This window comes from Psychrobacter sp. UBA3480 (assembly GCF_002377945.1).
Classification (GTDB): Bacteria; Pseudomonadota; Gammaproteobacteria; order Pseudomonadales; family Moraxellaceae; genus Psychrobacter.
Genome location: NZ_DFQV01000033.1, coordinates 73,315 through 90,566 on the forward strand (window position 1 = coordinate 73,315; position 17,252 = coordinate 90,566).

Annotated in this window: 14 protein-coding genes and 1 tRNA gene; 8 read left to right on the forward strand and 7 right to left on the reverse strand. The window is 35.0% G+C overall.

Annotation, left to right across the window (positions count from 1 at the left end; translation table 11 throughout):
• The first annotated feature begins 2 nt into the window (after nucleotides 1–2).
• The 6 genes from B2863_RS13240 to B2863_RS13265 all read left to right on the forward strand — a co-directional run bounded on the left by B2863_RS13240 (nucleotide 3) and on the right by B2863_RS13265 (nucleotide 11,398).
• Complete coding sequence (locus tag B2863_RS13240; protein ID WP_296211409.1) at nucleotides 3–3,359, forward strand: tyrosine-type recombinase/integrase; 3,357 nt, start codon at nucleotides 3–5, stop codon at nucleotides 3,357–3,359.
• A gap of 219 nt (nucleotides 3,360–3,578) precedes the next feature.
• Nucleotides 3,579–4,988: a hypothetical protein gene (locus tag B2863_RS13245; RefSeq protein WP_296211411.1), complete on the forward strand. Its 1,410-nt coding sequence runs from the start codon at nucleotides 3,579–3,581 to the stop codon at nucleotides 4,986–4,988.
• A gap of 177 nt (nucleotides 4,989–5,165) precedes the next feature.
• Nucleotides 5,166–5,411 carry a hypothetical protein gene (locus B2863_RS13250; protein ID WP_296211414.1) on the forward strand — a complete coding sequence of 82 codons (246 nt, stop codon included), beginning with the start codon at nucleotides 5,166–5,168 and terminating at the stop codon, nucleotides 5,409–5,411.
• 1,079 nt (nucleotides 5,412–6,490) lie between these two features.
• Nucleotides 6,491–9,718, forward strand: a complete 3,228-nt coding sequence (locus tag B2863_RS13255) for a hypothetical protein (RefSeq protein ID WP_296211415.1) — start codon at nucleotides 6,491–6,493, stop codon at nucleotides 9,716–9,718.
• Nucleotides 9,715–10,191: a response regulator gene (locus tag B2863_RS13260; protein WP_296211417.1), complete on the forward strand. Its 477-nt coding sequence runs from the start codon at nucleotides 9,715–9,717 to the stop codon at nucleotides 10,189–10,191. The genes B2863_RS13255 and B2863_RS13260 overlap by 4 nt, the downstream gene beginning before the upstream one ends.
• Nucleotides 10,172–11,398 carry a hypothetical protein gene (locus B2863_RS13265; RefSeq protein ID WP_296211419.1) on the forward strand — a complete coding sequence of 409 codons (1,227 nt, stop codon included), beginning with the start codon at nucleotides 10,172–10,174 and terminating at the stop codon, nucleotides 11,396–11,398. Before B2863_RS13260 ends, B2863_RS13265 begins: the two co-directional genes overlap by 20 nt.
• 71 nt (nucleotides 11,399–11,469) lie before the next feature.
• Here B2863_RS13265 and B2863_RS14705 read toward each other — a convergent pair whose 3' ends face one another.
• The 6 genes from B2863_RS14705 to B2863_RS13285 form a co-directional block, all read right to left on the reverse strand.
• Complete coding sequence (locus tag B2863_RS14705; RefSeq protein ID WP_414706952.1) at nucleotides 11,470–12,456, reverse strand: TniQ family protein; 987 nt, start codon at nucleotides 12,454–12,456, stop codon at nucleotides 11,470–11,472.
• 34 nt (nucleotides 12,457–12,490) lie between these two features.
• Entirely contained in the window at nucleotides 12,491–12,907 is a 417-nt protein-coding gene (locus B2863_RS14710; protein WP_414706955.1) for a TniB family NTP-binding protein, read from the reverse strand.
• A 283-nt stretch (nucleotides 12,908–13,190) separates the two neighbouring features.
• Complete coding sequence (locus B2863_RS13270) at nucleotides 13,191–13,511, reverse strand: hypothetical protein (RefSeq protein ID WP_296211421.1); 321 nt, start codon at nucleotides 13,509–13,511, stop codon at nucleotides 13,191–13,193.
• A gap of 10 nt (nucleotides 13,512–13,521) precedes the next feature.
• The gene (locus tag B2863_RS13275) at nucleotides 13,522–13,812 is read right to left on the reverse strand and encodes a hypothetical protein (RefSeq protein ID WP_296211423.1); all 291 of its coding nucleotides are present in this window, start codon (nucleotides 13,810–13,812) and stop codon (nucleotides 13,522–13,524) included.
• Nucleotides 13,799–15,010 carry an Arm DNA-binding domain-containing protein gene (locus tag B2863_RS13280; RefSeq protein ID WP_296211425.1) on the reverse strand — a complete coding sequence of 404 codons (1,212 nt, stop codon included), beginning with the start codon at nucleotides 15,008–15,010 and terminating at the stop codon, nucleotides 13,799–13,801. The genes B2863_RS13275 and B2863_RS13280 overlap by 14 nt, the downstream gene beginning before the upstream one ends.
• A gap of 11 nt (nucleotides 15,011–15,021) precedes the next feature.
• A complete protein-coding gene (locus B2863_RS13285; protein WP_045447035.1) occupies nucleotides 15,022–15,237 on the reverse strand; it encodes a hypothetical protein in 216 nt (71 codons plus the stop codon).
• Between the two features lie 150 nt (nucleotides 15,238–15,387).
• Between B2863_RS13285 and B2863_RS13290 the strand changes: the two genes are divergently transcribed.
• Nucleotides 15,388–15,612 (forward strand): helix-turn-helix domain-containing protein, encoded by a 225-nt coding sequence (locus tag B2863_RS13290; RefSeq protein ID WP_095570171.1) that lies wholly within the window; start codon nucleotides 15,388–15,390, stop codon nucleotides 15,610–15,612.
• 241 nt (nucleotides 15,613–15,853) lie between these two features.
• Here B2863_RS13290 and B2863_RS13295 read toward each other — a convergent pair.
• A tRNA-Val gene (locus tag B2863_RS13295) sits at nucleotides 15,854–15,930 on the reverse strand.
• Nucleotides 15,931–16,241: 311 nt separating this feature from the next.
• On the opposite strand from B2863_RS13295, the gene B2863_RS13300 reads away from it, so the two are divergent.
• Entirely contained in the window at nucleotides 16,242–17,219 is a 978-nt protein-coding gene (locus B2863_RS13300; RefSeq protein WP_296211432.1) for a glutathione S-transferase family protein, read from the forward strand.
• The last annotated feature ends 33 nt before the right edge of the window (nucleotides 17,220–17,252 follow it).

A 17,252-nucleotide genomic window follows, 5' to 3' on the forward strand; every position in this document is an offset into this window, starting at 1 on the left:
TTATGATAAATGAGGTTCTTAACCCGGTAAACCTACCTAAGATAGTAAATCAATTTGCTAAATACGATGGCAGGCGTAAAAAATACGTTTTACTGAGTATACCTAGTGAGTCAACCAGTGCACTAACTGAAAATCAAGCATTAGAAATTAGTAGGTATCAGCTCCTTGCAGATCTACAAACGAAGTGGAAGCACTTACAGCATCAAATGCCAGGTAATATGAAATGGCTACAATCTACTACTAAATATTACCGCAAAGCTCTTAATTTGCATAATAGGCAGTTTACTTTCAGAAGTATACCAGTCAATTATCTTGGTTCTCATTACAACTATTGGGGCTGCGGTCTTGATAAGTTCCGACAACAGCTTAAATTAAGTATCCAACCTATCTCTCAAAAAGGCTTTGAGAAATTTAGGACTTTTGCAATTGAATTGGTACGAAAACAATGCAAAACAGAGAAAGAAGTTAAGCGAGCTTGGACGACGATAGCGGATTTTATCAGCTATCAAAATAAACATTACATGTTAGCTAAACATTATTATTCTGCGTTGATACCACCCAAAAAAGTAAAGCTCAACCCTTTAGTTATTAGTACAAACTGGGTTACGGAAGGAAAAAAATTAACTAAAATCATTAATGCGGTAAACGCGCATTGGGAACGTACCGCCAAGTATAGCCATGATGAGGTTTTGGGATGGCTATTATATTCAGGCATCATATATGGAGGCATCAATGATCTTGATCTGCTAGGTGGTTGGCTGAAAGCACTTATAGATGGTCAAGCTCGTCCATTCATAAATGAGCGAGTTTATTTGTCTATTCGATACAAGTCAGGGAATTACGGTAATGAACGTATGGAGGGCTGTAGTGATATTTACAATACCAAACAAATTGTTGTCGATTTGGTTAGCCAATGTTGGCTAATACGATATAACGCTCAAAGTAGTACTAAAAATATTCAAAGTTCCTTAAGACAGTACTCTCAAAAGCAAATCAAAAACTATATTTTCAAAGTGTTATTGCCCATATTAAACCCTCTATCTATAGAGCTAACGACACTTAGCAAGTTACTAGTGAATGCAAGCTACTATTGGGAGATGTTAGACAAAGTAGCTATAGATCAAGCTTCAGCATCTATCCTACGAGGCAAACACAACCATACCGGATTGAGTACTACAGATTTTGAAAGATATTTGAGTAGACAGTATAAGAATAGTAATATGCCCGCTCAGTATGATCTAAGCGGGATATTAAAACTTAAAATCAAGTCTACAAAAGCCATTATTAATACTCAAGAAAAATATAGTACCTGCAAAACCCTCGTTCGTAAGTCAGATCTAATACAAACCTTAGCTAAAGACTTTAAGCTACATGAAAAGAATAAGAATAAAAAGCTTGCTTATACTCCTCCAACATTGATTCAAAGAGTAAGAAAAAGATATAAGCAGTACAATGCTATGAATGAAAAAATTATCATTCAATGGGTTCTGAGTCTATTGAGCCAAAAAAGACCACTTAGTGACACCTCTATTATACATTATGTCAAAAATATAGGTTATGAGTGGCTCTACTTTACAGAAGGCCAGGCATTAAAAGATTGGACATCAGAAGATTTTGAAGAGATGTATGATGATATTTTTGAATATAAAGAATTCGAAAGAAAAGTAACAGATCTTAGCTATTCGGCTAGATTATTTCAAAAAATGCATAACCTCGCAGTCAAGGAGTTTAATTTAGCTCCAGTGATTATCGAACAGGCGAAAAATAAACGTCGTGTCCGCTCCGAGCTTATTCCACCACAAGCGTACCATGCCATTATCAGACAAATACTCAAATCCGTCGATGTTTTGGAAAGGGAGATGTTCGCGTTACTGTTCATATTGGTATATCGAACTGGTATGCGTAAGAAGGAGTTGTTAGGTCTACGTTATATAGATATAGAAGGCTTGTCTCATGGTCAGCCCTCTATCATTGTGCGTCCTAATAAATATCGATCTACCAAGACTCAGGGGAGTATCAGAAGGATAGCTATATTTGCACTACTAAAGCCACAAGAACTCGAATTTTTCATTAATTTTGTAGAAAGCAATATAGGCAGTAACTCTAATAAATTTATCTTTACGTTATCAAGTGCTCATCAGCCGATTGACGATCATGTCCCACTACAATTGCTTAAAAAAGTATTGACAGACATATCCGTATCAGACGAATTATGCAATTTTACTTTTCACGCATTCAGACATACTGCTGTCAGTAATCTTTCTTTAGTACTGAATGGCAGGCAGGATCTAATACAGGCACTAACAGACTATAATGAAGATGATATATTACATATTAAGAATGGTTTGTTAGGTATACAGACTGAAGGTTCTGATAGTTGGTATGCTCTGTCTGGGGTAATGGGTCACCTATCACCAAAACGTAGTTTTGAATATTACAATCATATTGCAACTCTAATGGCGACTTATGAGCTGAGCTTTGCAAAGATATGCCTATCACTAAAGACGGTAAACAATATTACAAGCATAACTAATAAGAAGCTTGCAGAAAACGCAGCTTTAATTGAGGGTAATCAATTAGTGTTAACCAGTATCCGTAAATTACTTTTCAAAAACACTATAAAAAAGATAAGAAAGTCACCGAATTTTACTATTCAAAACTCTGAAGAGCAACCATTGGATTATCAGCTATCCAATAAAAAAGCTGATCTATTTATGCGTTATGGTATTAATAAGCTTGAGCTTTTCTTAAACGGATCTGATACATTATCATCGCTGAAAGAAGCAGCACACTTGGCTCAAATAAGTGAAGATGATGCCGAGATTTTGATAAAGAGAGCATATCAGGTTAGTACATTAATGACTAAACACAGTCGACCAAGATTTGTAAAAGTAAGAGAAACGGATAAGATATTTTTTAGTCCACTAAGTTTGCAGCATCAAAGCGATTTTAGAATGTTATCAATTTTGCAATATAGCGCTCGCAAACTACGTGACCATAATTCAAATGATTGGCAGTGGTTTACCAATATCTGTAGTCAAAGCTTAACTACTACCAATTCTTCAATATCATTTAAGAGAAGCAAAAATAATGAGTTGCTACGTTTTATAACTGTAGCGACACATTTACTGCCAGCAAAAAATTGGCTTATTACTAGCAATAGATGTCTACTTGCCGAATACCTCAATGAGGAAGCTGAAGGTATAAAAATCCACTATAAGGAAAGTATGACCACGGTTCAGATTGGGATCGTAAGTCCTGATGTCAGGGACAACCAAGGCAGATGGAAGTACTCGCCGTTATTACGATTTTTTATACATATAATGATGATCAGTGATGAACAGTTAAAAATCAAATAGCGTTCCATAATTTGGAAAATTCCAAGTAGCGTCTTATACTAGCTCAAATACTTGAATGTTAAAATTAAATAAAGCTTCGTACAACAATCTAAGTAATAAGTGGTTAGTCGAGGTAAGTAGTGTTTACATAACCATCCTACCGCCACTCAAGTATCTGAGCCTAAGGAAGCTGAAACTATCGAATTAGGTGATGAAAGAGAAGACACTAGTTACAAAGAAATGATAAATGAGTTAGACGGCTCTGCGCAGTTTAAATTTCTTAAGAACAACAATAATTTATCTTTACTATGTATACCTAACTCTACTCTCAAAGGCGAATCCGTCACGGTTCTAATACCACATTCTGAAATTATCAGACATTATTTTGCCGCTTCTAAATACTTTATTCGTCGTTTATTCAGTGAAGACTTAATTGCTGAATTAGTTACATTGATAGGAAGTATAGAAGACAATAAAGATATATGTTCGATAAAATTAAATAGTAGGCATTTTCTTGATAGTGATGTTCCATTCTTAGCAAGAGGTTTACTAGACGATGAGGCAATGAATGCCATGCGAGAAGTTTACAGCCATGCTTATAGGTACTTAAAAAAATCAAAAATCGGTGGTTACTATGACAATGTTACTGAACTACCTTTAACAACGAACCTACCTTTTGTGGATGGATCAAAGCTTGAAGTCATAGGTCACTACGTAAGTAAAGAAGATAGTATTCATAAATATTTTCTAATCCGAAAAATACAGACCTGTCATCATTCTTGGCCATTTAATAAGTTAGAGATTATTAGTGCTGAGACTTTCCCAGATCGTGATAGGGAGGAATATGAGGTCAGAATACCAAAAGAACAAAGTTCAGTTGAGCAAGAGGACATAGATTTGATGATTGATAGTCCTCCCAACGCAGAAGAGACTGAATTAAGAATTGACGTTCGTCAAGAAGGACGCTTTCCGTTTCTCGATGAGTTACCAGTAAAGAAGAAACAAGAAAAAGGAAACAGCGAAGAGTTGATCTATAACGCTGTCGGCATTACCCAACTAGAGCAGATTCAAAAAAACCATGAAATAAATCAAGGTTCTTCAGGAGAAGAGAACTACAGTCAAGATAATACAATTAGTCCTGTTCAGCTTGAAACTAATAAAGATGCAGCTGAAATTAAGTCATTCACTGATATTTCTACGATATTTCATGAAATTGAGTTAGAGCAGGACGACTGGAGAATCAAGGCATTACCTACAAATAGAATAAATGCAGCTGAACCCTACGGTGAATTCTCTTTCAAAGGAATCAAATGGTCTATGATTTCCTCTAGAAACAGAAGAGGACTATTGTTGAAAGTAGAAATCACAGATGATACAGACAATTTTACTGTGTACTGCTTAGATATTGAACCTAAAGAAGGTAGAACATACGGGTTATATCTATTTACTGTTCCTAAATATGCATTGAGTATAAGTGAGACTGAGTTAGAGAAAATTATCGATAAAATCAGCAAGAATAAAGGTAAGGGAATTGGAAAAATCTTAAAATCCAAATTTGAAATAGTTAATAGATTGAATCATACGAGCGTTAATGAGTCTATCAAAGATAGAATCATTAATAAAATATATGAAATGACTAAAAGCTTCTAGTAATTTATAATAAGTGCACAATTATCTATTTTCATAAGTGATTAGTAATTATATTGCTGTATTTTTTATATTTCTTATGCTAGCAATCTCGATTGCAACACTTTTGCTTTGTTTTAAATCTTAGTGGTTGTAGTCTACTAACTATTTACCAAACAAGAAGGACTGAGGTGAAGTATCATGCGAAAAATTGATGAAAAGTTCTTGATGGCAGTAATGATATTTACTGTTGCCGCTTTAGTTGGATACTTTGTGCTTGATCTCATAGCAAGAAGACACATCTCCAATGTGAATAGTAGTATTGGAGCTATCGAGCAAGCGCCTTTAATAGTTATCAATACCATACAAGGTTACTGGTGGTTTGGGTACTTAATACTACTAGGCATGTTAACTCTAAAATGGTTCATTAAAAGAGTTATGAGCTAATAAGTAAACAAGAACTAAAAAATTTTCAAAATCTGCTATCAAACAAAATGTATAGAGAAGAGGCAACAGTATATTTTTATCATCATCATGAAACATTTAAACCTACACTTGATGAAATTCAGCGAGCATATGCAGAGCGTCGAAACGCAGCCAATGAAAAAGACTATGAATGGACGAAGTGATTAATTGCTATTGCTGCTGAAGTATTCTCAATCATAATGTCTCACATTATAAGAACTCCATCAGTGCTCGATAGTCAATCGTTGCTCATACAAAGTAATCAGCTAACTCTGTTTAAAAGCGCTATTGTTACTAATGCGTTAGGTATCATTTTTGGAGCTATTTACTTATACACTGATATAAGAAGTGAAAGAGATCTAGTCGACAAACCAAGTATTCAACGATTACATCTCCTCTTGAAGGAAACTAGCAGATACGAGAACGTTATCCCTTCAGATAAGTTCCGTTTGTTCTTTTACTGCAAAAGAATCAGTCTTACTTGTTTTTTGGAATGTATTGAGGCTTGAGTTGCACTCATCTGGATCATGTAGTCTATCGTAAGACCATACATATTTGAACACTACACTTGATATGAAATTAGAGTGAAGGCGACTTAGGAAACCTAAAATGGATTCGAAAGCTGTAATTGATCATCTGTGGAAGTATTTTACAATACATTCACAGCAAAGAATGATGCTATTTAATTTCTATATCGTAATATGCGGCGTTATTAGCTCTGCTATAGGATATAGTATCAAATCAACGGAAGATACCATATCCTTAGAAATTATCTTATGTATATTATTAATCTTATTTAGTTTTTTATTCTATAAATTAGATCAACGTACTTCTTTCTTAATCAAACGAAGTGAAAGAGCTTTGGCTGATTTCGAAAATCAATTTAACACTACTAGTATAAATTTGTTCATTAATGATAATGACGATTTAACAAGTAGAAATACTAATAGGAAATTGAATAAAATTTTTACTTATGGACAAATATTTCGAGGCGTTTTTATCGTAATTAGTTTACTAAGTATAATCCTGATAGGTTATCTACTATTTCAAAGAGTATCAAAATGTCTATAGATCATAAGCTAAGAAGGCTTAAAAAGAAGGTTAGAGGAGTAATTGCGAATAACAATAATACTCCTTCTTTTTCAGGAAAAAACTCATATACGTTTTCTAGAGGTTTTAAGCTGCAACGCTCAGTTGACATCGAACTCTCTATAATAGACATTTTGGAAGAAGCTAGAGCCACATTGGATAGTAATACTTATCTAGACTTTGTAGTATGGACAAAAAGATCTATAGACTATCAGTTACGTCGGTATCCAAGACCTTATGGAGTATTTAAACAGAATGAAAAAAGACTTAAGAGTAGGAAGCTCTTAAATATAGGTCTATCGATTAAGATGATAGATGCTAACAGAAAAATAATATGTGAGTTCATTACTCTAAAGAAAGAAATATACAAGTGCCTACTAGAGAACAACATAGATGCATTGTTAAAGAATTTAGATCTTATGGACGAAAGATGTAACGAGAGCCTTTGGTCTATATCGCTTAGATTAACAATCTATCAGTTGTATTTTGGTCTAGAGAAACAAAAAAGGTATTTGAGTGAAATAAGAGGTCGATCTAGTTCTGGATTACAACCCTTTATTATACACAGGTTGAGTACAAAAAATGAGCAAGGAACAGATGTTAATAGGTTTAGAGCGTCTTTGGATAAACATTTTGATGATAATAGCAATCTAATTGATTCTAGTTTAAGAAACTATTTATCTTATAAGTTAAATTCAGAAACTATAAGCGAAAAGTATAATCTAAATGAAATATTATACTATGAGATGAAGTTCAATATTGTTGATCAGTTTGAAACCATAAGTACTACACTTAGAAGAAACCTTATATCGAGATCGTTACCATTCACATATTTTTTGACAGAGAAAGAAATTAACACTATTGAAGAATTAGTACTTAAAGACTACGACAAAAATATTCTACCTCATATCTTCAGTAAAGTTTTTGACCAAAAACAGGATATTAATAAAGATAAAATAAATATCTTGAGCCAAGTTAGTGAGCTCCTACAAGACTTATTACTATTTAACAAGAACTATGAACTGAGCTTAAATACTCTTAGTCAATTATGTGAACTCCTATCAAAGAATGATAGTTTTTACTATCTAAAGAGTTTGGTATTATTTTTTGAAGCTTTTGACAATAGTTATATTATTCCTATACAAAACTATCAAAACTCTCAAGGTGATAAGCAATTCACTCATTATATTCATAATTCTGATAGGGTTACAAACCTTTATGATCGATTATTCAATTTAGTTAGTTCTACATTACCTAATCAAGATAATATTGATGATGATTTTCAAAATTTATTTAGCTTATTAAAGCTTAAATATGATTTTACAAAAGAGATAACTTTTAATAAAGTAGATTTTTTAAGTAAGTTCATACTTGACGAGGAGTTTGAAGATAGGTTAATCACGTTCATACTTGATAACCCTTTTGATGTAGCAAATAACTTTTCTAGTTTAGGAATTAACTTAATACCTGTTCTAATTGTACTTCATAAGTATAATTCCATTTTGTTTTCTGATGATCTTCAAAGCGAAATATCATATATTCTTAATACTCAACTTGAATTATTAGATATTAATGCTCCTTCTGAAATTGACATTTCGTCCATCGAGTCTAGCAAAGAACAGTTCATTTATTTCTTCTCTCAAGTATGTGTATACAATATATTAGATAACTGTGATAGCTTCGAAAGCTCTAAAGATTTAAGTGAAGAACGTAGAAGGATATTAAGTAATCTTATCAAAATAGATCCTGAAAATTCGGAAGATTATCATCAAGAAATACTCACGATTACTTCAGAGTTAAAAGTCAAATCAGGTATAGAGTTTTTAGATGGTAGTCGTATCCATGTAGATGAAGAAGCGCTTAAGAATTTAATTATTGATGACTATCAAAGTAGTTTTATAAGGTATAAAAACCTTGTAGAAGCTGGAATTGGTGTTTCAGAAGATTTTAACGAAGTGATAGATGCTTTTTTGGAGAGTAAAGATAATACTAAGATTCAAAGTTTATTAGACACACCTAACAATGAAGCTGATAACCTGCTACTTGAAATTATCGATGATATGAAGAACTTGTTCCTACATCATCCAAAGTTTGGTTTGGATGGGTTTTTAAGTTTAAGAATAAGACATAACTCAATTGTTGGTTTCGTAAGGGCTGCTCCCGAAAAATGTCATTTAGTAACAAATCAGCCATCTAAAGATGAAGATTATAAATTAAATGAATTTTGGATGTCAAAGACACCTGAAAGGTATCATAGCGATATAAATAAAGTATTGAGACAGTTTACAGATGACCTCGACACCTACTTAGAGGATATAAAAAGCAAGTATATTCAGATCGAAAGTAGTAAATATCCTGAGGGTCTTCTGAAGTTAAATATTGAGAAAACAACTCTCGTTTTCTTTCGTCTTTTGGTACAAAACTATAATCTAGAAGAGTTTGTAGTTTCATGTTTAAACTCATTTTGGGATATTTTAGATCCATCTTTAGAAAGTATTAGAAAGAAATTTCAGAATGAGTTTTCTGTTAAAGTTTCTGATATTCATCACAAGTTAGCTAGTAATCTTAATGATATCTTTACAGTATCAGATAAAGAGTACTATGAGTCGATAAGTCGTTTCGTCAATGATTCAAACAGAATGTCTTCTGAAAATCTGAAGAAGGCATCTGATTGGTTCTTTAAACATAGACTGACATCTAGACCTTTCTTTAAGATAGAAGAATGGTTGGACATCGCTATTGAGGCAGCTAAAGCTAGACACTCTTCTACTCAAATAGTGTGTAATATCGTTGTGGAAAACGATATGGAAATATTGATCACAAATCTACTTTCTTTAGCAGATATTATCCAAATAATTATTGGTAATATTAACGATCATGTACATATGTCTGTAGTAACTTTAGATATTGAAGTTAAATTAGATCATCATAACAAGTTAATTAATTATAGATTTAGGAACAAAGTAGTATATGGGATGGAGGCTAAGAATAAGATAATACTTAGTGAAATTAGAGAAAATATAAAGCAGCATAAATATCTTGATAAGATAGCATCTGAGGGTAATTCAGGTCTGTACAAAATTGCAGCAATGGTTTTAGACAAAGATACTGACGGAGCTATAGAGTTTGGCTATGAGAACAATTATTTTATACTAGATTTACAGCAACGGTTCAATCCTAACAGCGGGTATAAATTATGAGAATCCTAGTTGTTGAAGATGAGTTGTCAAAAAAGGAAAATATCATAAGCTTAGTTAATGAGAACTTTCCAAAGTCAACTCTGCTAGAAGCGCATTCAGTAAAATCAGCCAAAATTCTATTAAAGAATAAAGAAGGTTTTGATTGTATTATTCTTGATATGTCATTACCAACTTTTGATATTGGTAGGAATGAGTTTGGTGGTAGACCTCAAGGCTTTGGAGGTAAGGAGGTTATTCGTCAGCTTTTTAGGGATAACAGATGTATACCAATTGTTGTAGTCACTGCTTATGATTTCTTCAGTAACCTGGAAGCGTCTGACGAAAGTATGTCATTAGATGAGCTAAAAAAACAGTTAAATAAGTACTCCTCAAAATTGACAATTAGTGTTATTAAATATAGCGGTCTAATAGATGACTGGAAAGAAAAATTAATAGAGTTTTTACAGGAAGTAGATGAAAATATTAATAGTTGATGATAGTGGTGAAAAGACTCGATCGATCTGTAGCGTCATTCAGGGAAAGTATGATGAGAGTGAGGTAACGATTGATAGCGTACTGACTATCATAGAGGCAAAAAAGAAGTTAAAAGACAAAAATGTATTATATGATTTGATGATATTAGATCTAAACCTGCCATTGAATTTTGATTCCACCCCAGATTTAGACACAACACTAAAGTTTGTTAAAGAGATTAATAATCAAGATAACATCTATAATTTACCTAGGGTAAGTATTGGACTTACCGCTTATGACGAATTAGAGATTGTGGCTAAGCAACAGTTTCAAAGATGTGCATGGACTATTATAAAATACAGTGATACCGAAGATTCTTGGAAGCAGACCTTGTCAGATATTTTGTCCTATACAGAGTATCTTAAACCTATTAATACGGTTGATGTTTGTATAGTAACAGCTCTATACGATCCAGAAGCCACCACTTTTATGAAGTATATTGACTGGGAATGGAGTCAGCAGACACCTTTAGGAAGTAGACTATTTGGGTATAAAGGTTGCTTTACTGATAAGGAAGGTCACAAAAGAGATGTTGTTTTATGTGCTGTTTCAGAAAAGGGAATGGTACATACTTCTATCACTACAACTAAACTAATTCAGCTTTTCAGTCCCAAGCTTATGGTGATGGCTGGCATTTGTGCAGGTATAAAAGATCAAAGCCAATACGGAGATATAGTGATTGCTCAGTCGGCATGGAACTACAATGAAGGAAAAACAGAAAGAATTAATGGGAATATACGTTTTCATCCTTCTCCTCTACACTCAAATATTAAAAGAGTTTTAAGTGATAACTTGCAAGCTTTCATAAATAATTGTATGAAAAGTATAAATCAAATAAATACTGAGTTTGATGATAAAGATGTTATTAACAGTGCCCTCAAGATTAGTAAAGGAGGAATAGCTACTGGAAGCGCGGTACTGAATGACGGGCAGACTATCTTAGAAACATATCAAAAAAATAAGAGACTAAAAGGCATAGATATGGAAGTCTCAGCTTTCTATGTCTCTTGCGAAGCAGCTGATTACAACAACTTAGACTTCTTCGCTGTAAAATCAATATCTGATTTTGGTGATGGTGAAAAAAATGACTATTATCAAGAATATGCTTCTTTTACAAGTGCCAAATTTATCGAAAAATATATTAAAGAGAACCATAGTTTTGTCTAAACTCTGTTTTCACTATTGAGATCTGTGGCTACATAAAAAACTCTCATGATCCAGTGGATATGGTGCCTATTTTAATTTAACTCTAAGTCCAGTGTCTTTTGAAGCCAGAAGGGATAGTTTAGATGTGGAGAGTATACAAACCGTTTAGTAACCCCAAACTTCTTACATATTCCTATAAAGCTTATAGGCCAGTCTTTCATTATATAGTATGAAAATATAACACCAATTTTTCTTATGTTAATAGATAGGTGTTCAGGTTCTGAGTGACGTGATACTTTCATTCTACTTTCAATATACTTAGAATCGAAGCCATGTTCATTAGCAATATATTCAAACATATCTATCCCTTTTTTACTGCATAAAACGAATGACATAACTCGTCTGAGACCTTCATAGTATATGTGTGAGTAGTTGAAAGTTAAGTTACCTATACTACCGTGCCCTTCGACTAACAACTTGAAGTGTAGTTTATTGGCTTCAAGTTCATAATGACTAGGCTTTATTCGTGGTGCTTCTCTTAAATCAAAAGAACACTGATTACACTTCAAGTAATCTAGTGGCTCGAAAAGTGTGCTATCAGTCTTATTGTAGCGAACTAAGTCTATTGGATAACTACAGTTGGTACAGCTATCCAAAAAGCATATTTCATGAATGTGGCAAGCTGTAAGAAATCCTAAGCGCCAATATGTTCTAAAGTAGGGTACTCTATCTGAAGCAATACAATCTGGACAGTACTGTAGACTGTTTTTCTGTCCTCTTTGATGAACACCAATCTGTAGTAACCACTTAACTTGCTTAGACTTGTTTAAATGAGGATAAAAGTGTTCGTATTTTGAAGGTAGCAAGTTTTTTAGTAAGTCTTCTTCTTTTATTTCAATAGCATTCAGAAATGATTGAACACTTTTCTTAGAGAGTTGGACATCAATATCTGACTTCCAAATATCAGTATTTTGAAAAATTATAGTGGATAACTGTGATGGCTTCATGTTGAAAAATAGTGCGTTACGAACCAACCAAGACCTTATAAGCTCATCCTTGCATATTGGAAGCAATTGCAACTTATAAGATAGTTCTAGACCCTGATACTTTTTTTCACCTTAGTCGGTTCAGCAGGTTACGTCTGCTTGAAGGCGGCAATAGTTTTAATGACTCAAATGTATCCTGATTAATAGAAGGTTCATCATTCCTAATAGAAAATATAGCCAGCTGCCTTAGTACTTGGAATGCCTCACCAATCAGACCCTCACTTAAATAGTGAATCTGATCAAGGTATGGCTTTTTATAAAGGTAGGAAGCTTCTGGTAGAATTAAGCTTTGTTCGATAGATGCAATGAGTCGAGCAAAGTCTTTCTTATTGGCAGATGTATTTATTTTCCAGCGTTGTAGTACTTCTACTTGAAAGCGATTAGCCAATTGACTATCCACTTGTATAGCATGAAAATCATCTTCGATACCAGCACCTACAATTGGGATCTGAAGCTTACTATTCTGCCTACTTCTTCGAAATATTAAAACAAATTATGAATAAGCCGCTCCACATTCTCACTCTTACGCACATATGCAATAAGTTTTTGTCCATCAGTATTTGATTGATTTTTTTTGAATTTTTATATCTTCCATGATTTAAAATCCAAACAAGAGTTTTTAATTTATTGAATAAACAATAGCCTAATTTGTTAATGGTAACAACACAGAAATAAAACATTTGCGACAGTTGTTGTCGCAAAGAATTTGATAGGCAATAAAAAACCAGACAACCCAAGTTATCTGGCAATAAATTATCTCCAAAAACCTATCTACCTACAATAAGCTGTCCACCAGAAAAGCTAATACACCCATCACAAAACCAAGAATTTAACCTCCTTGCATAAGGTACATCTGCTGGGACATCTAGTTGATAGGGACGACCACAGTACTCACAGTGTACGTCATCTAAATAAACCTGACATTTTGCAAGCGTAGCAAACAATTCATCAAACTCTATGTTGTGGTCGTAAAAAAGCAGTTCCAAATGCGCTATATAATTGCTGGGCGACACATAGGACCAATATTCATGGCACAAACGCTTTGCTGCATCCTCTAGAGCTGAATCAAAGACGAAGTTCAAACTCATAACATTCTCCTTAGTATTCATAGCCAGTTTGAGGTAGTAGCTCGTAAAGCTCACTCTGTAGCTGACTACACATATCATCAACGACATAGTCAGGATTGACATCTAAGCGCGTCTGAACCCATATGCGCAGCGCCATATGATTATCAAAGCAGCTATCAATACTCAGGAACCTAGCCAAACCAGTACCCGACTGAATACAGAGCTCACAGATAAGGTAGTTAGCAATATTATCTGCACCATTACTGATATAGCCACTAGGTTTAAACGTCGCATGCAGCTTATCGTAATCAATCATTTTCATTGTGAGGCCCCTTATCGGTAGATACTTGAGCAATCTGACTGCGATTGACCAATGCTTCAAATGCACTACCATCCTGCCGAGTCATATTCGGTACGTAATGGCTATACGTGTTGAATAGCATCTTGGTCGTAGAGTGTCCCATTTGACTGGCAATCCATTCAGGACTTTCGCCAGCAGCTAACCATAGCGTCGCTGCAGTATGACGAGTCTGATAAGCATTGCGCTTTTTCAGACCTAAAATCTTAAGAGTAGGGTGCCAAACACGTTTATTCACGTTGTTGTAATCAAGTGGCTCACCCGTATGCGCGCAAAACACATAGTCAGATCGCTTATAAGTGATGGCCTGCTGTTCCTTCAGAGCATCGTAGACCCAAGGTGACATTTGAATCGCACGGTAAGACTCCTGAGTCTTAGGAGGAACAATTTTGCCTTTAACATAAGCTTGTTTGATCACAATCTCACGTCGATTAAAGTCAATGTTCTCCCACGTTAACCCATCAATTTCACTCGTACGCATACCTGTAAAAAAACGTACCAGATAATAATTGCGATAGTCTGTTCTCACACCATTAATAAACGTCCAAACCTCATTTAGTGTGAATGGTTGGATATCCGTTTTAGGTTGCTTGAGCGCATTGATATCGTAGTAAGGATTATCAAACTTATAGCGTTTAGCTGCTTCTTTTAGTATCATACCTAAAGGTACCATTATCGAATTGATGCGTGCCGCTGACAGATGTTTGTTAGCTTTTCCGTAAGTCACTTTGGCGAGGGATGAACGGAAGGCTAATACATCTGTCTTTTTTATGAGATGAATGGGCTTAGTCCCAAACTTAGCAATCAAGTACATATCAATAATCTCCTTTATTTTGCGCTTGTAAGTATCACGCCATTCAATTTCTTTTTCAGAGAACCATAATTTTGCAAACTGTTCAAAAGAGGGCGTATCGGTACTAATGCATTCCTTGCGATCATTTAACGCTACCATCTGTGCCGCTTTATCACTTTTTGGAAAGTACTTAGCGTAGTTGAACAGTCCTAAGATGATTTCTGCTTCCATCTTCTCGATCACTTTTTCAAGCTTCTTACGATTCGTTGGTGTGTCTGTTAGGTTTGTCGTCTCCCGACAGCGTATACCCATGTAATAAAAATCTACAAATAGCATATTGCTCCCTCTACGGGTTCTAATACTAGCCATCCTATTCCTCCTTATTGTAGTGCCATGGCGTTGATGCTACCGGCGATGCCAGTGCGCATATCTTTTTCAATCTCTTCCCAAATGTACAAAATTTTACGACCACCGAACGGGCGTATATAATGAATACCCTCGATAAGCACGCTATCTTTGAGCTCATTACGAATAGTACGAGGGTTATATTTGATGAGCTCAGAAAGCTCTTGGGTAGTTAGGTAGGTATGTGACATAATATGTTCCTTGTAAGCCAATTAAATAACTATGTTGTTTTATCGAGATAACAAATATTTTTATAAAAGTAATTTGTTATTCGATAGAAGTACTTTACTAACTATCGTTAGTCGATGCAAGTACTTTTTTAGTCTATTAAGGAATTATTAATGATTTTATGTAATTTACCAGTGCTACTAGCTGAACGACGTATGAAGGTGGCAGATCTAATAAGGATGACAGGAATTAGTAAGTCGACAGTGCACAAGATCTATAACGAACAGACTTCAAGAATAGATTTTGACACTATGGATAAAATTTGTGAGGCACTAGATATTGAAGTAGGTGATTTATTTACTTATGTACCTAACGAGTCGCTAGATAAAGAAAAGTAAATTAAGTTTGAGAGTGCTTTAGATAGTTTAGGGTAGAGGTCAAAAGTGCTACTCTGAAAGAAAGGCGAAATAGATAGCAGGCGCAACTTAGGCACAATTTGGGCACACACGTTTTTTGATGATGTTTGCTGAAAGTGAGAAAAGAGGTAGTTTGGATCGACGTATAGTTTCCTTTTCCGCTACAGCCCATATTTCACGGACAAAAAAAAGCCCCAATCTTAAGATTGGGGCTTTTCGAATCTGGTAGGCGTAATCGGATTCGAACCAACGACCTCTACCATGTCAAGGTAGCGCTCTAACCAACTGAGCTATACGCCTATTTAGGTTGAGCATTTTAGCAAGTTTCCCAGACTTTGCAAGTCTTTTTTAGCTTAAACCTCTTTTATTATCATAATATCTGCTATTCAGGCTTATATTAGTTATCTGGATATATTTTTATGTATATTTACTAAACATTAAATTTAAAAGGTTTAGTTTTTATTGTTAATAAATGGGGCAATGCTAATGATTAAACCTTTATAACTGGTATGATATCTCCCTAAACAACGTAATCGTCATGATCATAATGGCTTAAAGTCAGTCATGCTGACTAAGCGTTAAACAAATATTAAAAACAGTTGGAGAATAACATGGGTCTCTTGGTAGACGGGCAGTGGCAAGACAAGTGGTATGAGACAAAAGAGAGTGGCGGCCGCTTTCAGCGTGAAGATGCTGGTTTTAGAAACTGGGTAACGGTAGATGGTAGCGCAGGGCCTGCAGGTATTGAGGGCTTTAAAGCCGAATCTGACCGCTATCATTTATACGTGTCGCTAGCCTGTCCTTGGGCACACCGTACCCTTATCTATCGCAAGCTTAAAGGCTTAGAAGACATCATTCCGCTATCTGTAGTACATCCATATATGGGTGAGTATGGTTGGACGTTTGCAGAAGGTGCAGGCGTCGTTGCTGACCCAGTTATCAATGCAGACTATGCCTATGAGCTGTATACCAAGGCCAAGCCAGACTATACAGGCCGTGTCACCGTACCTATCTTGTGGGATAAAAAAACAAACACAATCGTGAGTAATGAATCATCTGAAATTATCCGCATGTTTAACTCTGCTTTTGATGAGGTTGGTGCGCTAGCAGGTGATTTCGTGCCTTCAGAGTTATTACGAGAAATTGATGATATCAATACCTTTGTCTATTCAACTATTAACAATGGCGTGTATAAGACAGGATTCTCTACCACACAAGAGGCTTACGAAGAGGCCGTGATTGAGCTGTTTGCGGCATTAGATACACTTGAGATGCGCTTAGCACATCAGCGTTATCTAACAGGTAGCACTATAACTGAGGCCGATTGGCGACTATTTACGACGTTGGTTCGTTTCGATGCTGTCTATGTTGGGCACTTTAAATGCAATCTGCGTCGTATCGTTGACTATCCAAACCTTTGGGGCTATCTGCGTGATTTATATCAGGTACCTGGTATCGCAGAGACAGTAAATATGAATCATATCAAGCAGCATTATTACACCAGTCATGCCAATATCAATCCCACGCGTATTGTCCCTGCTGGCCCAGTGATTGATTTTATTGAGCCCCATGACCGTGCACGTCTATAGTTTTATTCATCAAAAAATATTCAAAAAAAGCCC

Excerpts from the sequence above, each read along its gene's own strand:
- B2863_RS13260 (WP_296211417.1), top strand. The coding sequence starts at position 9,715 with ATGAGAATCCTAGTTGTTGAAGATGAGTTGTCAAAAAAGGAAAATATC.
- B2863_RS13265 (WP_296211419.1), top strand. The coding sequence starts at position 10,172 with ATGAAAATATTAATAGTTGATGATAGTGGTGAAAAGACTCGATCGATC.
- B2863_RS13250 (WP_296211414.1), top strand. The coding sequence starts at position 5,166 with ATGCGAAAAATTGATGAAAAGTTCTTGATGGCAGTAATGATATTTACT.
- B2863_RS13245 (WP_296211411.1), top strand. The coding sequence starts at position 3,579 with ATGATAAATGAGTTAGACGGCTCTGCGCAGTTTAAATTTCTTAAGAAC.
- B2863_RS13240 (WP_296211409.1), top strand. The coding sequence starts at position 3 with ATGATAAATGAGGTTCTTAACCCGGTAAACCTACCTAAGATAGTAAAT.
- B2863_RS13270 (WP_296211421.1), bottom strand. The coding sequence starts at position 13,511 with ATGAGTTTGAACTTCGTCTTTGATTCAGCTCTAGAGGATGCAGCAAAG.
- B2863_RS13285 (WP_045447035.1), bottom strand. The coding sequence starts at position 15,237 with ATGTCACATACCTACCTAACTACCCAAGAGCTTTCTGAGCTCATCAAA.
- B2863_RS13280 (WP_296211425.1), bottom strand. The coding sequence starts at position 15,010 with ATGGCTAGTATTAGAACCCGTAGAGGGAGCAATATGCTATTTGTAGAT.
- B2863_RS13275 (WP_296211423.1), bottom strand. The coding sequence starts at position 13,812 with ATGAAAATGATTGATTACGATAAGCTGCATGCGACGTTTAAACCTAGT.
- B2863_RS13290 (WP_095570171.1), top strand. The coding sequence starts at position 15,388 with ATGATTTTATGTAATTTACCAGTGCTACTAGCTGAACGACGTATGAAG.
- B2863_RS13255 (WP_296211415.1), top strand. The coding sequence starts at position 6,491 with ATGTCTATAGATCATAAGCTAAGAAGGCTTAAAAAGAAGGTTAGAGGA.
- B2863_RS13300 (WP_296211432.1), top strand. The coding sequence starts at position 16,242 with ATGGGTCTCTTGGTAGACGGGCAGTGGCAAGACAAGTGGTATGAGACA.